Raw genomic sequence first — 19,613 nt, 5'->3', positions numbered from 1 at the left:
CGGTTCACGAACCACTGTCGATCACCAAGGCCTATCCATCGGAGGGAAAACCCATGAGGCTCACATGCGAGGGCCTGGAGTCCCGCGCGTGGCGGGACAGTGATCTCGCGGCCGCGCTGGCCCGTCAGCTTGACCTGCCGTCGCGACAGATCGGCGCGCGCGAAAACCTCCTCCGGCTGGGGCTGGATTCCCTCGATATCCTGGAATGGGCGCATCGGTTCCAGGCCGCGGGTCATGCGATTGTCGTGGCCGACCTGTACCGCAGGCCGACCCTGGACGGCTGGATGGATCTGGTTCGGGCCGATGCGGCGGAAAATGCCCCTGACGAGTCCCTGGGAGATGCGCCGGGGACGGCCGCGAAGACCGACGCGCCGCGCTGGCCGACAGCCCAGCCTGACCGGCCGTTCCGGCTGACGCCGGTGCAGCATGCGTATCTGGTGGGCCGCAGTGGGTCGCAGCCCCTTGGGGGGGTCGGCTGTCATCTCTATCAGGAGTTCGACGGCGCCGGGCTGGCCCCACAGGATCTTGAGGCAGCCGTCTCCGCCGTCCTGAGGCGACACCCGATGCTCCGCGCGGCCTTCCGCCCCGATGGAACGCAGGTCCTGGCCGAGGCGCCCACCTGGCCCGGCCTGGACGTTCACGACCTCCGGGAGGTGTCCGAGGAGGCGCGAGAGCGCACCCTCGCCGATCTGCGCGAGCGGCTGAGCCACCGACTGCTGAACGTGGAAGGCGGCGAGTCCTTGGACGTCCAGATGGCCGTGATGCCGGATGGGCGTCACCGCGTCTTCACGAACGTTGACCTGCTGGTCGCCGATGCCGCCGGCTATGCGACGATTTTCGAGGATATCGGTGCGGTCCTTCGGGGAGCCCCCCTGCCGAAGCTCCCCGAAGCCTATGACTTTCGCAGCTACCTGGCACAACGGGAGGCGCTGGAGACGGACCGCCGGGCGCGGGACCAGGCGTTCTGGCGCGACCGGCTGGACAGCCTGCCGGACGCGCCGGCCTTGCCGCTTCAACGGGAGCCGGAGACCATCGACCGGGTCCGGATCACGCGCCGGTCGGTGGACATCGGGCCTGACGCCTGGGACCGGTTCCAGGCGCACGCCCGGACACACGGCCTGACGCCGACCATGGTTCTGGCCACCTGTTTTGGGGCCGTTCTGGGCCGCTGGACGGGCCAGTCGCGGCTGCTGCTGAACCTGACGCTGTTCGACCGCCAACCCCTTCACCCCTCGGTCGAGGGCATGGTGGCCGATTTCACCAATGTCATGGTGCTGGACCTGGAGTGCGCGCCCGGCGCGCTGTGCGACCGCGCGCAGGCCAACCAGGCCACCTTCGCCGACGCATGGAGCCACAGCGCGTATTCGGGTGTCGAGGTGATGCGCGACCTGCGCAAGCAGGGCCGACACCCCCATGGTGCCCCGGTGGTGTTCACCGGCAACCTGAATACGCCCCTCATCGGGCGGCGCGTCGAAGAGACGCTGGGCACGGCGGGCTGGGGGGTGTCGCAAACGCCGCAGGTCTGGATTGACCACATGGCCGTGCGTCGCGGCGACACCGTCGTTTTGCAATGGGATTGCAACGAAGACCTGTTCCCGGAGCAGATGATCGGCGAGATGTTCGCGGCCTATGTCGCCCTGGTGGATCGTCTGACGACCTATGCGGACGCTTGGGAGGATCCGGTGCTGGACGTCTTGCCGGCGGATCAACTCGCCGCCCGTGTCCGTGCGAACGCGACGGCGGCCCCGGTACCGAACGGGTGTCTCCACGACGCGGTGTTCGGGCAGGCGGCCGCCGATCCGGACGAGATCGCGGTGCGCGACGGGTCCGTGACGTGGACTCGCGGTGACCTGGCCGCGCGGGCCGGCGGCCTGAGCGATCGTTTGCAGGACCTGGGCGTGTCGGTTGGCGACCGGGTGGGGATCTGCATGCCCAAGGGGGCGGGACAGGTGGCGGCGGCCTTGGGCATTCTTCATGCTGGCGCCACGTATGTCCCCGTTGGCGTTGATCAACCTGAGGAGAGAATCAACCGGATCTGCAATGATGCCGGGCTTGCGGCCGTGATCGTCTGCGCCGAGGACCCGGCCCATGCGCGCCACGGCGATGGGCTCGACCGCGTCGTCTGGCAAACGGTGCCGCCGGCGGACCCCGGGCCGGGGGCGTCTGTCTGCCCCGATCAAGCGGCTTATGTGATTTACACGTCCGGCTCGACGGGAATGCCCAAGGGCGTCGTGGTGTCTCACCGAAGCGCGTTGAACACCTGCGTCGACCTCAATGCACGCTACGGCGTCGGCCCCGGCGACCGCGTCCTTGCTCTGTCCGCCCTGCATTTCGATCTGTCCGTCTATGACATCTTCGGCGTGTTGGGCGCCGGCGGCGGTATCGTGCTGGTGACCGAGGGCGACCGGCGTGATCCGGCGGTCTGGTGTGACCTCATCGAGCGCGACGGGGTGACGCTGTGGAACACGGTGCCGGCGCTGTTCGACATGCTGTTGACCTTCGCCGACGGATGCGATCTGCCCGCTCCGGAGCGCCTGCGCCTCGTCTTCCTGTCCGGGGACTGGATCGGCAAGGACCTGCCCGCGCGTTACCGGGCCTTCCGGCGCGACGGACAGTTTGTGGCGATGGGCGGCGCGACCGAGGCCGCCATCTGGTCCAACGCCCTGGATGTGGACGACGTGCCGGAGCACTGGCCCTCCATTCCTTATGGATTTCCGCTGGCCAACCAGTCCTACCGCGTGGTTGACGCCGTTGGCCGGGACTGTCCGGCCTGGACGCCCGGCGAGTTGTGGATCGGCGGTGCCGGTGTGGCCCTGGGCTACTTCAACGATCCGGAGCGCACGGCCGACCGGTTCGTGGAGACGGCCACGGGGCGCTGGTATCGCACGGGGGATCTGGGCCGCTACTGGCCGGACGGCGTGCTTGAGTTCCTTGGCCGGCGCGACAAGCAGGTCAAGGTGGGCGGCCACCGTATCGAGCTTGGCGAAATCGATGCCGCGTTTTCGCACCTGCCGGGGATCGCCCGGGCGGTGACCCTGGCGACAGGGGACAAGGACAAGAAACTCTGCGCCTTCGCGACCCTGAAGCCCGGGGCGTTCCGGCGGCGTCTGACGGCGGAGTCCGGTATGCCGCCGACCTACCGGACGTGGTTCGAGACGCTGCCGGCCACGTCCGCCGATCCGCGGCGGGCCAGGGTGATCGCCCAGTTCCTGGTTGATCACCTGTCACGCCATGGCGTGGACCTGACGGAGCCCCGGTCCGCCGAGGCCATCGCCAGCAGTTACGGTTGTGCCCGCGCCGCGCGCCCGCTGCTGGACGATTGGCTGCGGTTTCTGGTCGCCCAGGGTCTGCTGGCGGAGCGGGAGAACCTCTATAGCCTGACCAAGCCCCCAGCCGAGGCGGCGTCCGCTGACGTCGAACCGACGTCCGGGCCTCTGCACCAGGCGTTGGAGCGTCATCACGGTTCCCTGGCCACCATGCTGCGCGACGGGACGCCGGCCTTGTCCTTGCTGGACGATCCGGTCTGGTCGCCGGAACAGGTCGCGCTCCGATTGCCCGGCATGACCGGCGTGCTGGATCACCTGGCCGGCCTGGTCCGCGACCTGAGCCAGCGACTGGGGCGTCCCGTTCGCGTCGTGGAGTACGGCGCGCGGGGCGGTGTCGCTGCGGCGGCGTTGCTGGAGCGGCTGACCGACGCCGACGTCTCCTACCTGGCCCTTGACGACTCCCCGGAGATGGTCCGGCGTGCCCGCGACCGGCTGGCCGCGTGGGGAGACGCGCGGGCGGAGCGATGCGACGACGCCCAACGGTCACGTCACGCGCACGCCGCCGACATCGTCTGGGCCAACAACGCCCTGCACCGCATGGCCGATCCCGTGCGCGCCCTGAGCGACCTGTGGTCCCTTGCGGCCCCCGGCGCCTGCGTCCTGGTCCTGGAGGTGTCCTCGCCTCCCGCCGAGGGGTTCGTCAGCACCGAGGTGCTGCGACGGTTCGACCGCCGATCGACGGAGATCCGCGACGCGGCCGTCTGGCGCGACAGGATCGCCAGCCTCGACGCGGTTCTGGAGGCCCACCACGACCTGTCGGACCTGACCGTGTTCCTGCTGCGCGCCCCCGCGTGTCGAGAGGTGGCTGATCCGGAGGCCATCGGGGACGCCCTGTCCGCGCATGTGCCCGACTACATGATCCCGCGCCAGATCCGGGTTCTGGATCAGATGCCCCTGACGGCGAACGGCAAGGTCGACACCAAGGCCCTGGCAGCCATGGCCGATGAGACCGGGGAGACCCGCGCCACCGAAACGCAGCCGCGAACCGAGGCCGAGACACATGTCTCTCGTGTGTGGCAACAGCTTCTGGAGTGCGGCCCGGTCAGCCGGGAGAGCGACTTCTTCAAGCTGGGCGGCGACAGCCTGGTGGCCACCCGCCTTGTAGGGACGCTGGCCCGGGACGGCTGGCACGCGTGCCTGGAGACCGTTTTCGCCCATCCGACGTTGTCGGCCTTCGCGGCAACACTTCAACCGCTGGCCTCGCCGGCCGGCGGATCGGAGCTTGTGCCGGACCCCTCGGCCCGGTTCGCGCCGTTTCCGCTGACGGAGATTCAGCAAGCCTATCTGGTGGGCCGTCAACCCGGCTTCGCGCTCGGCGGCGTGGCCTCCCACTTCTTCGTGGTGTTCGAAACCGAGGCCCTGGATGTTCAAAGGTTCCGGGCCGTCTGGAAGCGATTGATCGCGCGCCACGACATGCTGCGTGCGGTGGTTGACGACGGCCGCCAGCGGGTTCTGGAGACCGCGCCCGACTTTGACATCCCGCGACACCGCTTCGCGCGCCTGGACAGCCCCTCCGCCCGCGCGCTGGAGGAACGGCTGTCCCAGGAGCTTCGGGACCCCAGCGTCTGGCCAGCGTTCGCCGTGCACGTCATCGAGGCCGATGATACCCCGCGCTGTCACATCCTCATCGACATCGACAACCTGTTCGTCGATGGCATGAGCATGCAGATCCTGTTCGCGGAACTGAAGGCGCTGTATCAGGATCCGGACGCCACCCTGTCCACGCCCGCCATGACGTTCCGGGACTACCTTGTTCATGTCGAAGGGACATCGCCACCGCAAGAGGTGCTGGATCACTGGCGGCGGCGTCTGGTGTCCCTTCCAGGCGCGCCGGATCTTCCCTTGATCCGGTCGCCGCAAGACGTGGACCAGCCCCGGTTCAGGCGCCGCGACGACAGTCTGCCCGCCGAGACCTGGGCGGCGTTGCGCCGGGCGGCCCAGCGGCACGACATGACGCCGTCGGCCCTGCTTCTGGCCGTCTACGCCGCGACCATCTCGGCCTTCAGCGCCCGTCCGGAGGTCACCTTGAACCTGACGGTGTTCGATCGCCAGCCGGTTCATCCCGATGTGGATCAGGTGCTCGGCGACTTCACCGCGCTGATGCTGGCGTCCTGGGAACCACGCCGTCGATGGCTGGACTCGGCGCACCACATGCAAACCCGGCTGCGTGAGGACATGGCCCATCGGGGTGTCTCGGCCATTCGGGTCATGCGGGATCTGGCGCGCCGGGACGGCGTGGCGGCGGTGTCCATGCCGGTGGTCTTCACCAGTGCCATCGGCTACGACCAGGACGAGGGGTTCCTGTCCCGCAGGGCTTGGTTGAAACCGGTCCGGGGGATTTCCCAAACCCCGCAGACCTGGATCGATCTGCAGGTTTATGAAGCGGATGGCATGCTGTTCTACAACTGGGACGCCGCCGAAGCACTGTTCGATCCCGCGCTGTTGAACGGAATGTTCGACCGATTCACGTCGATGCTGCGGCGCCTGGGCACCGAGACCGACACCTGGACCTTGGACCTTGAGGCGTTGTGTCCCCGAGCGGCCCCGTCGGTCGCGCGACGGGCGCCAGCGCCCCGTGAGAATAAGGCTGCCCGGGATGCCCTGACCATCGTGCGTCCGACGACCGGGCGGCAGAGCCGGTCCGGCGAGGAGACGCCGCTCCGTTTGATCGCCGATTTCTTCCGTCGGGATCTCGGGCAGGAGATCGTCGCGCAGCAAAACTTCTTCGACGCCGGCGCCACCTCCCTGACCCTGGTGCGACTGCACGCCTTCCTGCGCCGCGAGGGGTACGAGCCCCTGGAGGTCACGGACGTCTTCCTGCAAGCCTCACCCGCCGCTCTGGCCCGCCATCTGGGCGCGATGGTCCCTCACAGCGGAGACACGGCGTCCACCGACACGGTATCGACCAACATGGCATCCACCGAAACAGCGGGACCGGCGATGCGCGGTCGGTTGCGGCGGCGGCGGCGCGGTCTCGATCACGCCCCGGCGTAGGACCAGACCGCGAGACAGGCGGACACGCATCCTGATATGCGATTGCGTCTTAATCGCTTATATGGCTTCACCATGACACAAGGCAACCGCACCCATGTTGGACACCCAACCAAGGTATGGTGAGAGCGAGCCGATTGCCGTGATCGGCCTGTCTGGACGCTTTCCCGACGCGCCCGATATCGAAGCCTTCTGGCAAACCCTGGTGGATGGTCGCTGCGTCACGCGCGCCTTCACGGACGACGAACTGTCGGCTGCCGGCGTGACCGCGCGGGATCGCGAGGATCGGACGTTCGTCGGCTCCGGGGCCGTCCTGGAGGCCGCCGACGCCTTCGATGCCGCGCTGTTCGGCTACGCGCCCGCCGAGGCCGAGTTGATCGATCCCCAGCAGCGTCTTTTCCTGCACGCGGCGTGGCATGCCCTGGAGAGCGCGGGGTACCCGCCCATGGGGGTGCCGCACCAGACCGGCGTCTTCGGATCGGCGCGCATGAGCACCTATCCGGCGGCGCGGGAAGCCTCGTTCCAGGGCCTGTCCAGGGCGCGGGGCATGCAGGCGCTGATGGGCAACGACAAGGACTATCTGTGCCTCCGGGTTGCCTACAAGCTTAATCTCCATGGGCCGGCGCTGACCGTTCAAACCGCCTGTTCCAGTTCCCTGGTCGCGGTGCACATCGCTTGCGAAAGCCTGCGCAACGGGGAATGCGACATGGCCCTGGCCGGCGGTGTGGGTGTGTCGTTCCCCCAATGCGCCGGGTACCGTCACCAGCCCGGGATGATCTTTTCCGCCGACGCGTCCTGCCGGCCCTTCGATGCCCAGGCCGATGGCACCTTCGCGGGGCATGGCTTGGGCCTTGTGGTGTTGCGTCGATTGGAAGACGCGCGCCGGGACAACGACCCCATCCTCGCGGTCCTGCGGGGCAGCGCCTTCAACAACGACGGCAACCGCAAGGTCGGCTTCACCGCGCCCTCCGGCGCGGGCCAGCGTGACGTGATCCGCGAGGCCTGGGCCTACGCCGACGTGGACGCCAACGACATCGACCTTGTGGAGGCCCATGGCACGGGCACGCCGTTGGGAGACCCGATCGAGGTGGATGCCCTGCGCGATGCGTTCGCGGGGCGCGACCCGGCCGCCGGCCCCGTGGCCCTGGGATCGCTGAAGGGCAACTACGGCCACATGGACACGGCGGCCGGAATCGCCAGCCTGATCAAGGCGATTGTCGCGGTTCACCGAGGCGTGATTCCGCCCTCGGTGGGCTTCGACGCCCCCAATCCGGCCTTGAACCTGGCGCGCTCACCCTTCGAGGTGCCGGTGTCGTCCCGGCCCTGGGACAGGCCGGTGCGCTCCGCCGGGGTCTCCTCCTTCGGGATCGGCGGCACCAACTGCCACGTCGTCGTCCAGTCTTTCCCCGCGTCGTCCCCGGGCGCCGGCCGTGCGGATACCGCCGGGGACGCGGACGGCTACCTGCTGTTGAGCGCGGCCAGCGAGGCCAGCTTGCGCGGCCTGGCGGCGGCCTACGCCAAGGTTTGGCGAACCCAGCCGCCCGCCGCCCTGGCGCGCATGGCCCTGACCGGGCGGCAACTCGACCTCGACTGGCGGTTGACGGTTCCGGTCGTGGAGGACAGCGCCGAGGCCCTGTCGGCGCATGCCCAGGGCGGATCCGATCCGCTTCTCATGACGGGGCGGCGCGCGGACCGGCGCAAGATGGCCTGGACGTTTTCGGGGCTCGGCTCCCAATGGGCTGGCATGGGCCGGGCCTTGTACAACTCCTCGGCGGCGTTCGCCGCGACCCTGGACGACTGCGCCGATCTGTGCGGCGATCTGCTGTCACGGCCCCTGAAAGACGTGCTGTTCGATCCGGACGCCGCCGTGTTGGCGCGGCCGTCTTTCGCACAGCCGGCTCTCGTCGCCTTTGAACTGGCCCTGGCGGACCACTGGCGGGCGCTTGGGCTGACGCCGGACGTGGTGCTGGGGCATTCATGGGGTGAATACGCCGCCGCCGCGGTCGCCGACATCTACGACCGAGGCGACATGCTCCGTCTGGCCGCGCGCAGCGGGGACCTGATGGCGGCCTGCGAGGGCGGGGCGATGCTGGCCGTGTTCGCGGACACGGCGGACCTGCGTGACCAAGCGGCACGCGCGGGACTGGACCTCGCGGCCGACAACGGCGTGCGTCATCTGGTCTTCAGCGGGCCGGTGGAGACCATCAAGGCGTTCTCCAAGGATCTGAAAGGCCAGGGCGTCCGAACGCGTGCCGTGGCGTCGGGTTGCGCGGCCCACTCCCGGCATCTCGATCCCGTCCTGTCGATGTTTGAGGCGTATTGCCATGACCTGCCGCCACCCCGTCCGCCCCGTGTCCCCTTCGTGTCCAGCATCACCGGCGATCTGGCGACACAAGAGACCTTCACCGGCGGAGGCTACTGGGCTCGGCAGATGCGGGAGACCGTCCGCTACCGCGCGGCGCAGGAGCGCCTGCGCGCCCTTGAGATCACGACCTACCTGGAGATCGGCCCCAGTTCGGTTCTCACCGACATGGGCGAGCGGGAGGCGCCGGACGCCTGTGCCTGGGTGGCCTCCTGCCGCCGGGGCGTGACCGGCCCCCAGGCCATGCGGGAGGCCGCCGCGCGTCTGTTCGTGGCCGGCTACGATCTGCGCTGGACGGACCTGCTGCCCTGCGACGGACCCAGGGCGCCAGCCCCCGCCTATGTGTTCGACGCGCGTCCGTTCTGGTGGCGACCTCGCGAGACCGCGGCGCCGTCTCGGGATGAGGCGGCCGGCGTGCTGATCCGGGCCGAGGGGATGGCGCGCGACGCCCTGGCGGACATCGACCTTCCACGGCTGTCGGGCTTCTACGGGCGGATCACCACGCTCCACGGCATCTATGTGGACCGCGTGGTCGAGCAGGCCCTGGGGCGACCATTGGATCGCCCCGCGTCGGCGACGGAGATCCTCCGGGCCGGGCGGTTCCTGCCCCGATACCGGCAACTTCTGGTGCGGTTGCTGGATGCCTGCGTGGAAGACGGCCTGTACGTCCGCGAGGGCAAGGCTTATCGCAAAGTGCGAGAACCCGAGGTCGGGCGGCTGGACGCCATCTTCGAGGCTCTTCTCGACGATTGCGAGGGATTGCAAGGCATTCCGGAGACCATTCGCCGCGCGGGCGAAGCGCTTGGTCACATGCTGAGCGGCGAGGTCGATCCGGTCGCGGTGATCTTTCCCTCGGGGCAGAGCCGTGGGGTCGAGGTCCTGTACGAGGATCTCAGCTATGGGCGCTATTTCAACCGCGTCGCGGCGGCCGTGGTGGCCGACCTGTGCGCGATGCGGGGGACGTCGTCCGGGACAGCGCCGGCGGAGGTGTTTCGGATTCTGGAGGTCGGCGGCGGCACGGGCGGCACCACCAGCAGCGTGTTGCCGGTCCTGGCCGAGCATGCGGACGTGCGCTACGAGTTTACCGACATCTCGCCGATCTTCACCCGGCGGGCCGAGACCAAGTTCGCCGCCTATCCCTTCGTGCGGTATCGGGACCTGGACCTGGAGCGGCCGGCCGTGACGCAAGGCTTCGAGGCTGGCCGCTACGACCTGATCGTGGCCGCCAACGTCGTGCATGCGACCCGCGATATCGCGGCGACGTTGGCCAACCTGCGGCCTCTCCTGAAGCCCGGCGGACGGCTGCTGATGCGGGAAATCACACGCACGGTGCGGCTGTTCGACTTCGTGTTCGGGCCACTGGTCGCGCCATTGGCCGACGTCGCGGCACGACATGGTGAGTTGTTCCTGTCGGTGGATGGCTGGCGCACCCACTGCCGGGATGCGGGCTTCGCGCGGATGGAGGTCTTCCCGGGGCCGTCCCTGGAGACTGGGGAGCTGTGCGAACATGTTCTCCTCGCGTCCCTGCCCGGCGCCGATTGGGGCCTGTCGTCTCGTTCGCCTCTGACAGGGGCACCGGTCGAGGGAACGGATGCCCTGTGCTGGGATATGTCCGCCTGCGCGGGGGACGACGCGGCGCTGCGGACCCGTCTGGAGGACGTGTGCCGCGAAGAGCTGCGATGCGGGCTGTTGGGTGCGGCGCCGCTGCGCCTGCGGGCGGACGCGATAGAGTCTCCCGCCGACGTGACCCTGGTGCGGGCCGTGACAAGCGCCGGCCTGTTCGGCCAGGCACGGGTTTGCCTGGAGGGCCGGCGGGCCACTGGCGACTGGCATCCGCTGGCCGTGGCGGAAACGATGGTGGAGGGCACTCCGGACGCCGGCCTGCCAATGCCGAAAGCGGCGCCGGACACGCTGTACCAGGAGGACCTGGCACCGCTTCGCGCTGCGGATGGCGCGCCTGGGATCGCTTTCGACGGCCTCGCGGATGACGTGGCTTCCGCCCTGCGGGCCGGTGGCGTGTCCCCGGTGCCGGGGCGCCGCCTGGTGATGGTGGAGACCGCGTCTGCCCTGGACGCGGCGGAGCAGGTCCGGACGGCTCTCGTTCAGTGGCCGCAAGACGACCTGGTGTTCGTGACACGGCGGGCCTGGGCCGTCCACGACCACGAAAACATCGACATCGACGCCCGTGCCCTCTGGGGCTTTTTGCGCGTCGCCAGTCACGAGGCCCGTCGCCCCATACGGGTCGCCGACCTGTCGGCCGACGCGCCTTGGTCTGATCTCACCCTGGCCCTGACGGCGCTTCAGGGCGCGGTGTCCTTTGTGGTCGTGCGCGATGGGGTCTGTTTCGCGCCGCGCGTCGCCCCGGTGACGGGGGCGGCGATGCCGGCGATGCTGCCGCCGGGTGTGTTCGAAACGGGCCGGTGGCAGGTGGTGACCGGTGCGTTCGGCGGGCTGGGGCGGCTCAGCGCCCGCTGGCTGGCCCGGTCCGGCGCGCGCCGGATCGCGTTGATGGCGCACCGGCTGCCGCCGGATGGCGAGGCGTTTCGCGACCACCTGGAAGACGGCGGCCGACGTCAAGTGCGCGTGGTCGTGTGCGACTGCGCGGATCCGGACCAGGTGCGGGCGGCCATGGGAGTCCTGGCGGCCGATGGCGGCGTCGATGGCGTGATCCACGCCGCCGGCATTCTGGACGATGCGCCGATCGAGACGTTGACGCCGGACCGGATGGCGGCGGTCTTCGCCGTCAAGGCCGGAGCGGCGCGCGTGCTGCTTGAGGATCTGACGCGGCATGGGAGCCGATATCTCATCCTGTACTCGTCGGCCGTCGCGACCCTGGGACCTCGGGGACAAGGCGCGCATGCCCTGGCCAGCGCGTTCATGGATGCCCTGGCGATCAATGCGGCGCGCACAAAGGGGACGGCTCGGTCCGGGGCGGGGCCGCGCGTGCTGTCGATCGCCTGGGGGGCCTGGGCCGAGGTCGGCCGGGCCGCCGTGGAGGACCGCCTCGACGCTCTGGCGGCCGAGGGCATGTTGGCCCTGCGCCCGGACGAGGGGCTCTGGCATCTGGAACGGGCGATGATGGACGGCGGGCCGGTGCGGTTGGCGATGCGCCTGTCGTCCGCCCGGCGGTCCGATGCGCTTGCAGACGCGGACGGCGCGGCGGAGCACCCCGCGAAGGCTCGACCCGATGCCGTTCCCGATGCCGTCGCCGATACCAAAGACCAGGCCACATCGGACGCGGCTTCGGCGGACCGCGTGCAACCGGACGATACGGCGCGGCCGCCCACGGACGACGCCGGCCTGATCCACTGGCTGACGACCTGTTTGCGGGAGCACTTGCGACTGGACGACGCGGACACCATCGATCCCGACGACAACCTGATGGACCTGGGCCTGGACTCGCTCATGTTCCTGGACCTGAGCGCGTCCATCGAGCGGGCATTCGGGGTCTCCATCCAGGCCAGCGCCGCCTATGACGACCTGAGCGTCTCGTCGCTCCGCGCCCTGATCCAGGCGGCCCTGCCGGAGACCACCGACGGGGACGCGCCCTCGGACGATACTGGGGACGCGGGCGGGACCGTGCTGGATCCGGACCCGGCCGGGCGGTTCGAGCCGTTCCCGCTGACGCCGATCCAGCACGCCTACTGGCTGGGACGGACCGACCTGATCGGGTACGGCGGCGTGGCCTGCCACGTGGTCTTCGAATGGGACAAGGACACCCGCACGCTGGATTGGACACGCCTTGAGGCGGCCTGGGTCGCCTTGGTGCGGCGCCACGACATGCTGAGGAGCGTCGTTGCGCCGGATGGACGGCAAAGAGTGCTTGAGACGGTGCCCGACTACCGGTTTGACGTGGTGGACTTGCGGACCTGCGCGCCGGAGGAGCGCCAGGCCCGCCTGGAGGAGACCCGCCGCCGGCTGTCGGAGCAGGTGTTGCCGACCGATCGCTGGCCGATTTTCGAGATTGTTGTCTCCCTGACCGAGGGAACCCGCTACCGTCTGCACGCCAACCTCGACCTGCTGCAGTTCGACACGCAGAGCTTCAAGGTCATGATGGACGATTGGGCGGCCCTCTATCGAGGCGAGACTCTGGCCCCGTTGGGCTGCGGGTTCCGCGACTACGTCCTGGCGGAACTGGCGCGCAAGGACACCCCCGCCTGGAAGACGGCCTGGTGTGCTTGGCAGGACCTGCTGACCGATCTACCGGCGGCGCCCGAACTGCCGGTGCGCGGCGGCGTCCTGCCGTCCCCGCCACGCTTCGGGGCGCTGCAACACCGTGTCTCGGCGACCCGGTGGGCCGCGCTCAAGGCCGCCTGGCGGGCCAAGGGCGTGACGCCATCGGCGGCGCTCTTGACGCTGTATGCGCACACGCTGGCGGCCTGGGCGCGGCACCCGCGTTTCACCATGAACGTCACGTCCTTCAACCGGAAACCCTCCCATCCGGATGTGCGAAAGCTGATCGGAGACTTCACGTCGGTGTTGCTGGTCGATTACGACGATCGGCAGGGCTGGACCGTGTCGGAGCGCATGGACGCGGTGCAGCAGCGCGTCTGGCAACGCCTGGGCCTGGCCGACGTCAATGGGGTCGAGGTGCTGCGAGAGTGGGGACGCCTGCGGCAGGGCGGGGGGCAGGCGTTGATGCCCGTCGTGTTCACCAGCATGCTCGGCATGACCTTCGACGGAGACAGCATTCAGGACGCCCTGGGCAGCTTCCTGGGTGATCCGGTGCATGCGTTCACCCAGACGCCCCAGGTCTGGCTGGATCATCAGGTCATGGAAAATGCCGAGGGCCTGGTTCTGAACTGGTTCTTCATGGAGGACGTCTTCCCGGAGGGCCTTCCGGCGGCGATGTTCGCGGCCTACACCGCCTTGATCGACCGGATCACGGACGCACCGGACCTGCAGGATCAGGAGGCGGTCACGGTCGGCGCGGCGATGTCGGCGGAGGGGGACGCGTTCGCCCCGATCCGCGAGGCTTGGCGCGGCCCCCTCGGCGACGATGCCGAGGCCGTGTTGAGGGTGGAGCGGGCGTTGCGGGCGCTGCCGGGCGTGCGCGATCTGCGGATTGACCCTGGGTCGGCGGCATGGCACGTCGACGTGGTGCCGGACGACGTGCTGTGCGCCGACGAAGACCCGGCCGAGGTGCCGGCCGTGCGCGACGTGTCCCTGCCGCCCGCCGACGACCAGGAGGTGCTGCGGATCGATGCCGCCTGGCTCTTCCTGGAGGCCCGGGCGACGCGGGGGCTGTGGCGGACCCTGGACGCCACGGGCCTGTTCCGTCCCGGGACGGCCGTGACGGTCGAGGCCCTGGCCCGTCACCTGGAGGCCGCGCCGAAGTACGACGCGCTGTTGCGCCAGTGGCTGGCCCATCTGACCGACGCGGGTGTCTTGCGGCGAGACGGCGCGGCCTATCGCCTGGACGGCGGTACGGCGCGGCTGGCGGAGCCGGGCGCTCTGCCCTTCGAGGCGCCATGGCTGTCCGTCTTGACCGATTATCTCGACCGCAGCATCGCCGGGCACGCGGCCTTGTTCCGGGGCGAGGTGTCGCCGCTGGATCTGTTGTTCGGTGACGATGCCGCCGTAGCGCGGAGCCTCTACAGCGATCATCCGACCCCGCGGCTTCTGAACCAGCGGGCGGCGACATTGGCATCGGCGCTGGCGGACGCCTGGGGGCCGCTCGATGTGCTGGAAGTGGGGGCGGGAACCGGGGCGACGACGCGGCCGGTTGTGACGGCGCTGGCCGGACGCCTGAACCTCTACCGGTTCACGGACGTGTCGCCGGCGTTCCTGCGGGATGCGGAACAGACCTTCCGGGATGTCCCGGCGATGGACGTCGCCCTTCTGGACGTCAACGCACCCTTCGACATGGCCGCGCATCCCGAGAGCGGCTATCACGTGGTGATTGCCGCGAACGTCCTGCACGACAGCGCCCATGTGGGTCGCACGCTGCGCCGCCTGCGCCGCCTTCTGAAGCCGGGCGGATATCTCCTTCTGCTCGAGGCGACCACGCGTGGCAGCGCCTTGCAGTTGGCCAGCGTGGGGTTCCTGGAGGGACTGAGCGCCTATCAGGACGACCGGATTCTGGATGATCAGCCGATGCTGACACCGGATCGCTGGCGCGCCGCCCTGACGGACGCCGGTTTCATCCCCGACCGGCAATGGCCCGAGGCCGACGATACACCGCTGCGTCAGCATGTCTTCATGGCCCGGTCCCGTGGATGGGCCAGACCGGACGAGTCCGAGGTGGAGCGCGTCGCGGTCGAGGCGGCGGGGCGGCCATTGCCTCCCCTTCGGATGCGGGTGCGTGAGATCCTGCCGGGGCCGAAGACCGCGTCCGAGCCGGCGGATACCGTGTCCACGGGGGCGGCGGACGCGTCCGGGACCGATGCTCACATCGACGCGGCGTCGGCGGGCGATGATGGCATCCCGGCGGACATCGTGGCCCTTTGGGAGGATCTGCTGTCCCGGCCTGTCACCGAGGACACGGACTTCTTCGCCAGCGGCGGCGACAGCCTGATGGCCACCCGCCTGATCACCGGTCTCTATCGTCGGGGATACACGGGGGCGAGCTTGCAGTCCCTGTTCCGCCACGCGACGCTAAGGGCGTTCTGCGCGCATCTGCCCGCGAAGGCCGACCGTCGGGACAGTTCGAGCGTTCTTCTGTGCGACGGCGCGGCGGAGCCCTGGACCCTTGTCCTGCATGCGTCGGACGGGGATGTTGGGGCCTACCGGCATCTGGCGGAGCATCTGGGCAATCGGGTCACGGGGCTCTGTGTGCCGAACCTGGCCGGGATCCAGCGTTTCGAGGATCTGGCTGGCGTGCATGCGGCCACTGTCCTGGATCAATCGCGGTACGGCGATCCCATCGAGGTCGTCGGCTGGTCCTATGGCGCCCCTCTGGCGGCGGCGGTGGCGCGCCGGCTGCGCCAAGAGGACCGCGTGCCGTCCCTGGTTCTCATCGATCCGGTGCATCGCCGGGATGTCGCCATCGATCATCCGGCGGCGTTCTACCGGATGATGGCCGAACGCGACGAGCGTCTGAGCCTGCCGCCGGGCTTCGAAGCCCTGTCCGAGACCGAGATGCTCCAGGCGTTCGCGGAGCGGGTCCACACGGCCGGGGCGCGACCGGCCGCGCGCGGGATCGCGGAGGTCCGCGACTGGATTCAGACGGTGCGACGGCTTCTGGACCTGCTGCACGGGGCGCCGCCGCCAGCCCTGGCGGACGGTCCGAGCCTGTGGATCGAAGCCACCCGGCGTCCCACCGACTGGTCCCGCCCCACGGACGACTGGCCGGGTCTGTCCAGAGCCGTCCATCACCGCGTGGACGCGGGGCACTGGGACATCATGACGGCGCGCCGAACAGCCGCCGAGGTCGCCACGGCGCTGACACGCTGGCGGTCCGTCCAGGCCGTGGAGGAGCGGGTCTGATGATCAGCCAGAAGAAGAAGATTCTCATCGTCGGCGCCAAGTTCGGCGAGGTCTATCTGAACGCGTTCCTGGAGGACCATCCCTGGATCGCGCCCGTGGGCCTGGTCGCGCGCGGCAGTCCGCGCGCCCGGCGTCTGGCGCATGCCCACGCGGTGCCGCAGTACACCTCTGTCGAGGATGTTCCCGGCCCTATTGATGGCGCCTGCGTGGTTGTCCGGTCGGCCATCGTCGGGGGTGACGGAACCCGGCTGGCCGAGACCCTGCTGGCGCGTGGCGTCTCCGTTCTTCAGGAGCATCCGGTGCATCCGGACGACGTCCAGCGTCTTCAGGACGCGGCGCAGGGGAACGGCCTGTCCTACCGGGTCAATCCCTTCTACCGACATGCCCGCGCACCGCGAACCTTCATTCGCGCGGCGCGGGAGGTTCAGGCGCAGACCGGTCAGGCACCGGTCTTTGCGCGGTTCATGACCAGCCGGCAGCTTCTGTATTCGATGCTGGACCTGATCTGCCTCGCGCTGGCCTGGAATCCGGCGACGGTCTCGGTCCGCCTGTCCGGAAAGGTCGGTCCATTTCAAGGACTGTTGCTCGAGGCGGCGGATCGTCGGGCGGACCTGCTGCTCCAGACGACCATGGATCGCGACGATCCCGACCAGCACAGTCTGGTCATGCATTCGGGCCAACTCCTCTGGCCATCCGGAACCCTCACGCACGTTGCCACCTTCGGGCCGGTGGTCTGGTCGCCCACGCTGTATATGACGGGTCACCTGGACGACCGGATGTGCCTGTACCAGGACGCGGCGCGGATCGGGTTGAACGCGCCGACTGGTCGGGTCCTGGCCGATGCCGCCGCGTGTTGGTCGGATGCCTTCGAACGGGACGGCGCCGAAGGCGTGCGGTGCGCTCTGGAAGAATGGTTGCATCCCGGCACGACCGGCGACGGCACCGCGCGCGCGGCGACCTCCGATCCCGCCTACGATCTCGCGCTGTCCAGGCTTTGGCACCACGTCATGCACTGCGCGGGGCCGATCGCATACGAGGATCACGAACCACCGGTGCGCGTGGATTGCGGGCGCCTCGGCCGCGCCGTGACGGAGACAGCGGCATGACCCCGTGGACCACGACGCGGTGGACGTCGCTCTGGCCGGGGGATGGAACGGGTGCGGCAGAGCGGCGCTGGGTGCTGTTCTGTCCCTTCGCCGGCGGGAGTGGGAGTGCCTTCTCGGCCTGGCGCGCGGCGGATGTCTGCCCCTTCCCGAGCGCCCTGGCCACCTACCCGGGACGCGACCAGCGGCGGTCCGAGCCGCCAAGGCGCGATGTACCCGGTATGGCCCAGGATATCGCGACCGAGTTGCTCACGCGGCCCGACCGGGTCCGCGATGCCTTGATCCTGGTCGGGCACAGCATGGGGGCCCAGGTGGCGTTCGAGATCTGCAAGGCCCTGGAAGCCGCCGATGTCGGTCCGGCGGCACTGGTGCTGTCGGGCTGTCAGGCGCCGCACCTGCGGGCGCGGCGTCTGTTGAGCGGGCGGAGCGACCGCGATTTCATCGACACGCTGATCCGCATCGGCGGATGCGTGCCGGAGGTGCGCGACAATGCCGACCTGCTGTCCGTGTTCCTGCCTTTGTTGCGGGCCGATTTCGAGGCCACGGAACGCTATATCCTGGACAACGACGGACGACAAGCGACGGTCCGCACCCCTTCGTTGATGCTCTGGGGCAGCCTCGACGACGAAGCCGACGCCGGGGAGGTTCGGGGCTGGGCGGACTGGGTCAGGGGAGAGACGGCCTTCGTTGAGGTGGCGGGTGATCACTTCTACCCGACGCGTCGACCGCGCGCCTTCTGTCAAGCGGTCCTGGACTTCAGCCGTGCGCGGGTGCCGGCACTGGCGTAAGGTGTCGACGTTTGAAGTAACACGAGTGGGAGCGGGCCAGATCATCGCGATTACGATGTGTAGCGACCCTCCTGGGCGTCGGCGGGCGAGGGCGGCGGATCGCAAGCGTTTGCACCTATGAGTCGGTGTGGAACGACGATCGACGCTTTTTCACTGTGCGAGGTGCCGAGCCGAAACAGGTCGAACGCCGCCTCCATAATCCCTTGTGAGTCCTGCTTGACGCTAATGATCTTCAGGCTGGTGAGCAAACGGAGATAGGGTGAACTGTCGAAGACGCCGTAGTGGACGGAGCGGCAAACATCGAAATTCTCGGGAAAGTATCGAATCAACCCTTCCATCGGAACGATGGAGTTAACAAACATTCCTGCCGTGTCGTCCTTCGTCGCGAAGTGGTCCCGAATGACTTCACAGGACCTTTCGGCATCAAAGGGCGACCAAATGACCTGCGCGTCCGAGAAGCCGAGTCCGGCTTCGGTCAAGGCCGCCTTGAAGCCGTCCAGGCGGATCCGAGTGACCTGATGGTCCGCCATGCCGCCGAAGAAGTAGATCCGCCCCCGTTGGCCATCTCGCGCCATTGAGGCCACGATGGCGCGGGTGAGTTCGAGCGCCGCGCTAAAATGATCGGTGCTTACGGTGTTGCGGCCCGCCGCTTGAGCATCGAGGAAGATCTGGCGCGCGCTTGAGCCCTCGCACAGCGCCGCAATCTCGTCCAGGGCCATCGGATTGGCCACGAAAATGCAATCGGCCTGCTGCGAGAGAAAGTAGCGGATCGCGCTGATTTCCTCGGCACGCTCGTACTGGGTCACATGTATCAAGGCCAGTTTGCGCTCGGCTCTTGCCTGCGCTTCGAAGGTTTCGGCCAACTCGCCGAAAAACGGATTGCGCAAAGTCGGCACCGTCAGGCCGAGAACATCGCTTCGCCCGCTGCGAAGATTGCGCGCATGCAAGTTCGGCTGGTAGTTCAACTCCTTGGCCTTGGCGAGGATCAGGTCGCGCGTTTCGTCCGAAATGTTGAAATTGCCGGCGCGCCCATTCAGCACCAGACTGACCGTCGTCGTGGAGAACCCTGTGATGCCGGCGATCCCGCGGATCGACACCGGCCGGGTCCCTTGGGCACTCTTCTTCTTCTCCCGCATCGTAGTCTCGGTCCTTTCGAAAGCACGACGTCCCACGTGAGGACCCATCACGCTCTGCCGAACAGGGTCGGGTCCCATACTGTTCCCCCGAGGGGAGGACACACGATCCCTCGACGGCCCGACTTCCGACAGGCCGGCAGACCGCCGTAACGCAAGAGACGGCGACGGTGCGGACTTTTCGCCCCTCTCGCAACAGGAAACAATGAGGTCGGGCGACCTGGCGCGCGGCGCGTTTTCGCGCCGGATGAAAAACCGACCGCGAGACCGAAGTGTCGCACCCCGCCCACCGACGGTCGGCACGATCCGTTCGACAAACAGGGTTGCGAAGAAACTTGCCCGGATGGAACGGTGAGTCTCCGGGCAAGTCTCTCCCATGGCCCTGTTGTGATTGAGCAACCTGAAGGATGGAAATTCGGCCTGAGGTCCCTCAGTCATCCCGGTTTTCCATGTTGATGTAGACGCGGTCGGTGGTGGCCCAG

Annotated in this window: 5 protein-coding genes; 4 read left to right on the top strand and 1 reads right to left on the bottom strand. The window is 68.7% G+C overall.

What is annotated here, in order from left to right; all coding sequences use genetic code 11:
- Positions 1–53: 53 nt before the first annotated feature.
- From GGD89_RS13715 to GGD89_RS13700, 4 genes are all read left to right on the top strand, one after another.
- Positions 54–6,320, top strand: coding sequence for a non-ribosomal peptide synthetase (locus tag GGD89_RS13715; protein ID WP_184046237.1), 6,267 nt, complete (start codon positions 54–56; stop codon positions 6,318–6,320).
- 94 nt (positions 6,321–6,414) lie between these two features.
- Positions 6,415–16,107: a polyketide synthase gene (locus tag GGD89_RS13710; RefSeq protein ID WP_184046235.1), complete on the top strand. Its 9,693-nt coding sequence runs from the start codon at positions 6,415–6,417 to the stop codon at positions 16,105–16,107.
- Positions 16,107–17,213 carry a Gfo/Idh/MocA family oxidoreductase gene (locus GGD89_RS13705; RefSeq protein ID WP_184046233.1) on the top strand — a complete coding sequence of 369 codons (1,107 nt, stop codon included), beginning with the start codon at positions 16,107–16,109 and terminating at the stop codon, positions 17,211–17,213. Before GGD89_RS13710 ends, GGD89_RS13705 begins: the two co-directional genes overlap by 1 nt.
- Positions 17,210–17,998, top strand: coding sequence for a thioesterase II family protein (locus GGD89_RS13700; protein WP_184046231.1), 789 nt, complete (start codon positions 17,210–17,212; stop codon positions 17,996–17,998). The genes GGD89_RS13705 and GGD89_RS13700 overlap by 4 nt, the downstream gene beginning before the upstream one ends.
- 50 nt (positions 17,999–18,048) lie before the next feature.
- Here the strand turns inward: GGD89_RS13700 and GGD89_RS13695 are convergent, their stop codons facing one another.
- Positions 18,049–19,134 carry a LacI family DNA-binding transcriptional regulator gene (locus GGD89_RS13695; RefSeq protein ID WP_184046229.1) on the bottom strand — a complete coding sequence of 362 codons (1,086 nt, stop codon included), beginning with the start codon at positions 19,132–19,134 and terminating at the stop codon, positions 18,049–18,051.
- Between the last annotated feature and the right edge of the window lie 479 nt (positions 19,135–19,613).

Source organism: Roseospira visakhapatnamensis (assembly GCF_014197915.1).
Taxonomy (GTDB): domain Bacteria; phylum Pseudomonadota; class Alphaproteobacteria; order Rhodospirillales; family Rhodospirillaceae; genus Rhodospira; species Rhodospira visakhapatnamensis.
The sequence above is the reverse complement of the archived record's forward strand: the minus strand, read 5'-3'. Positions and strand labels throughout refer to the sequence as shown.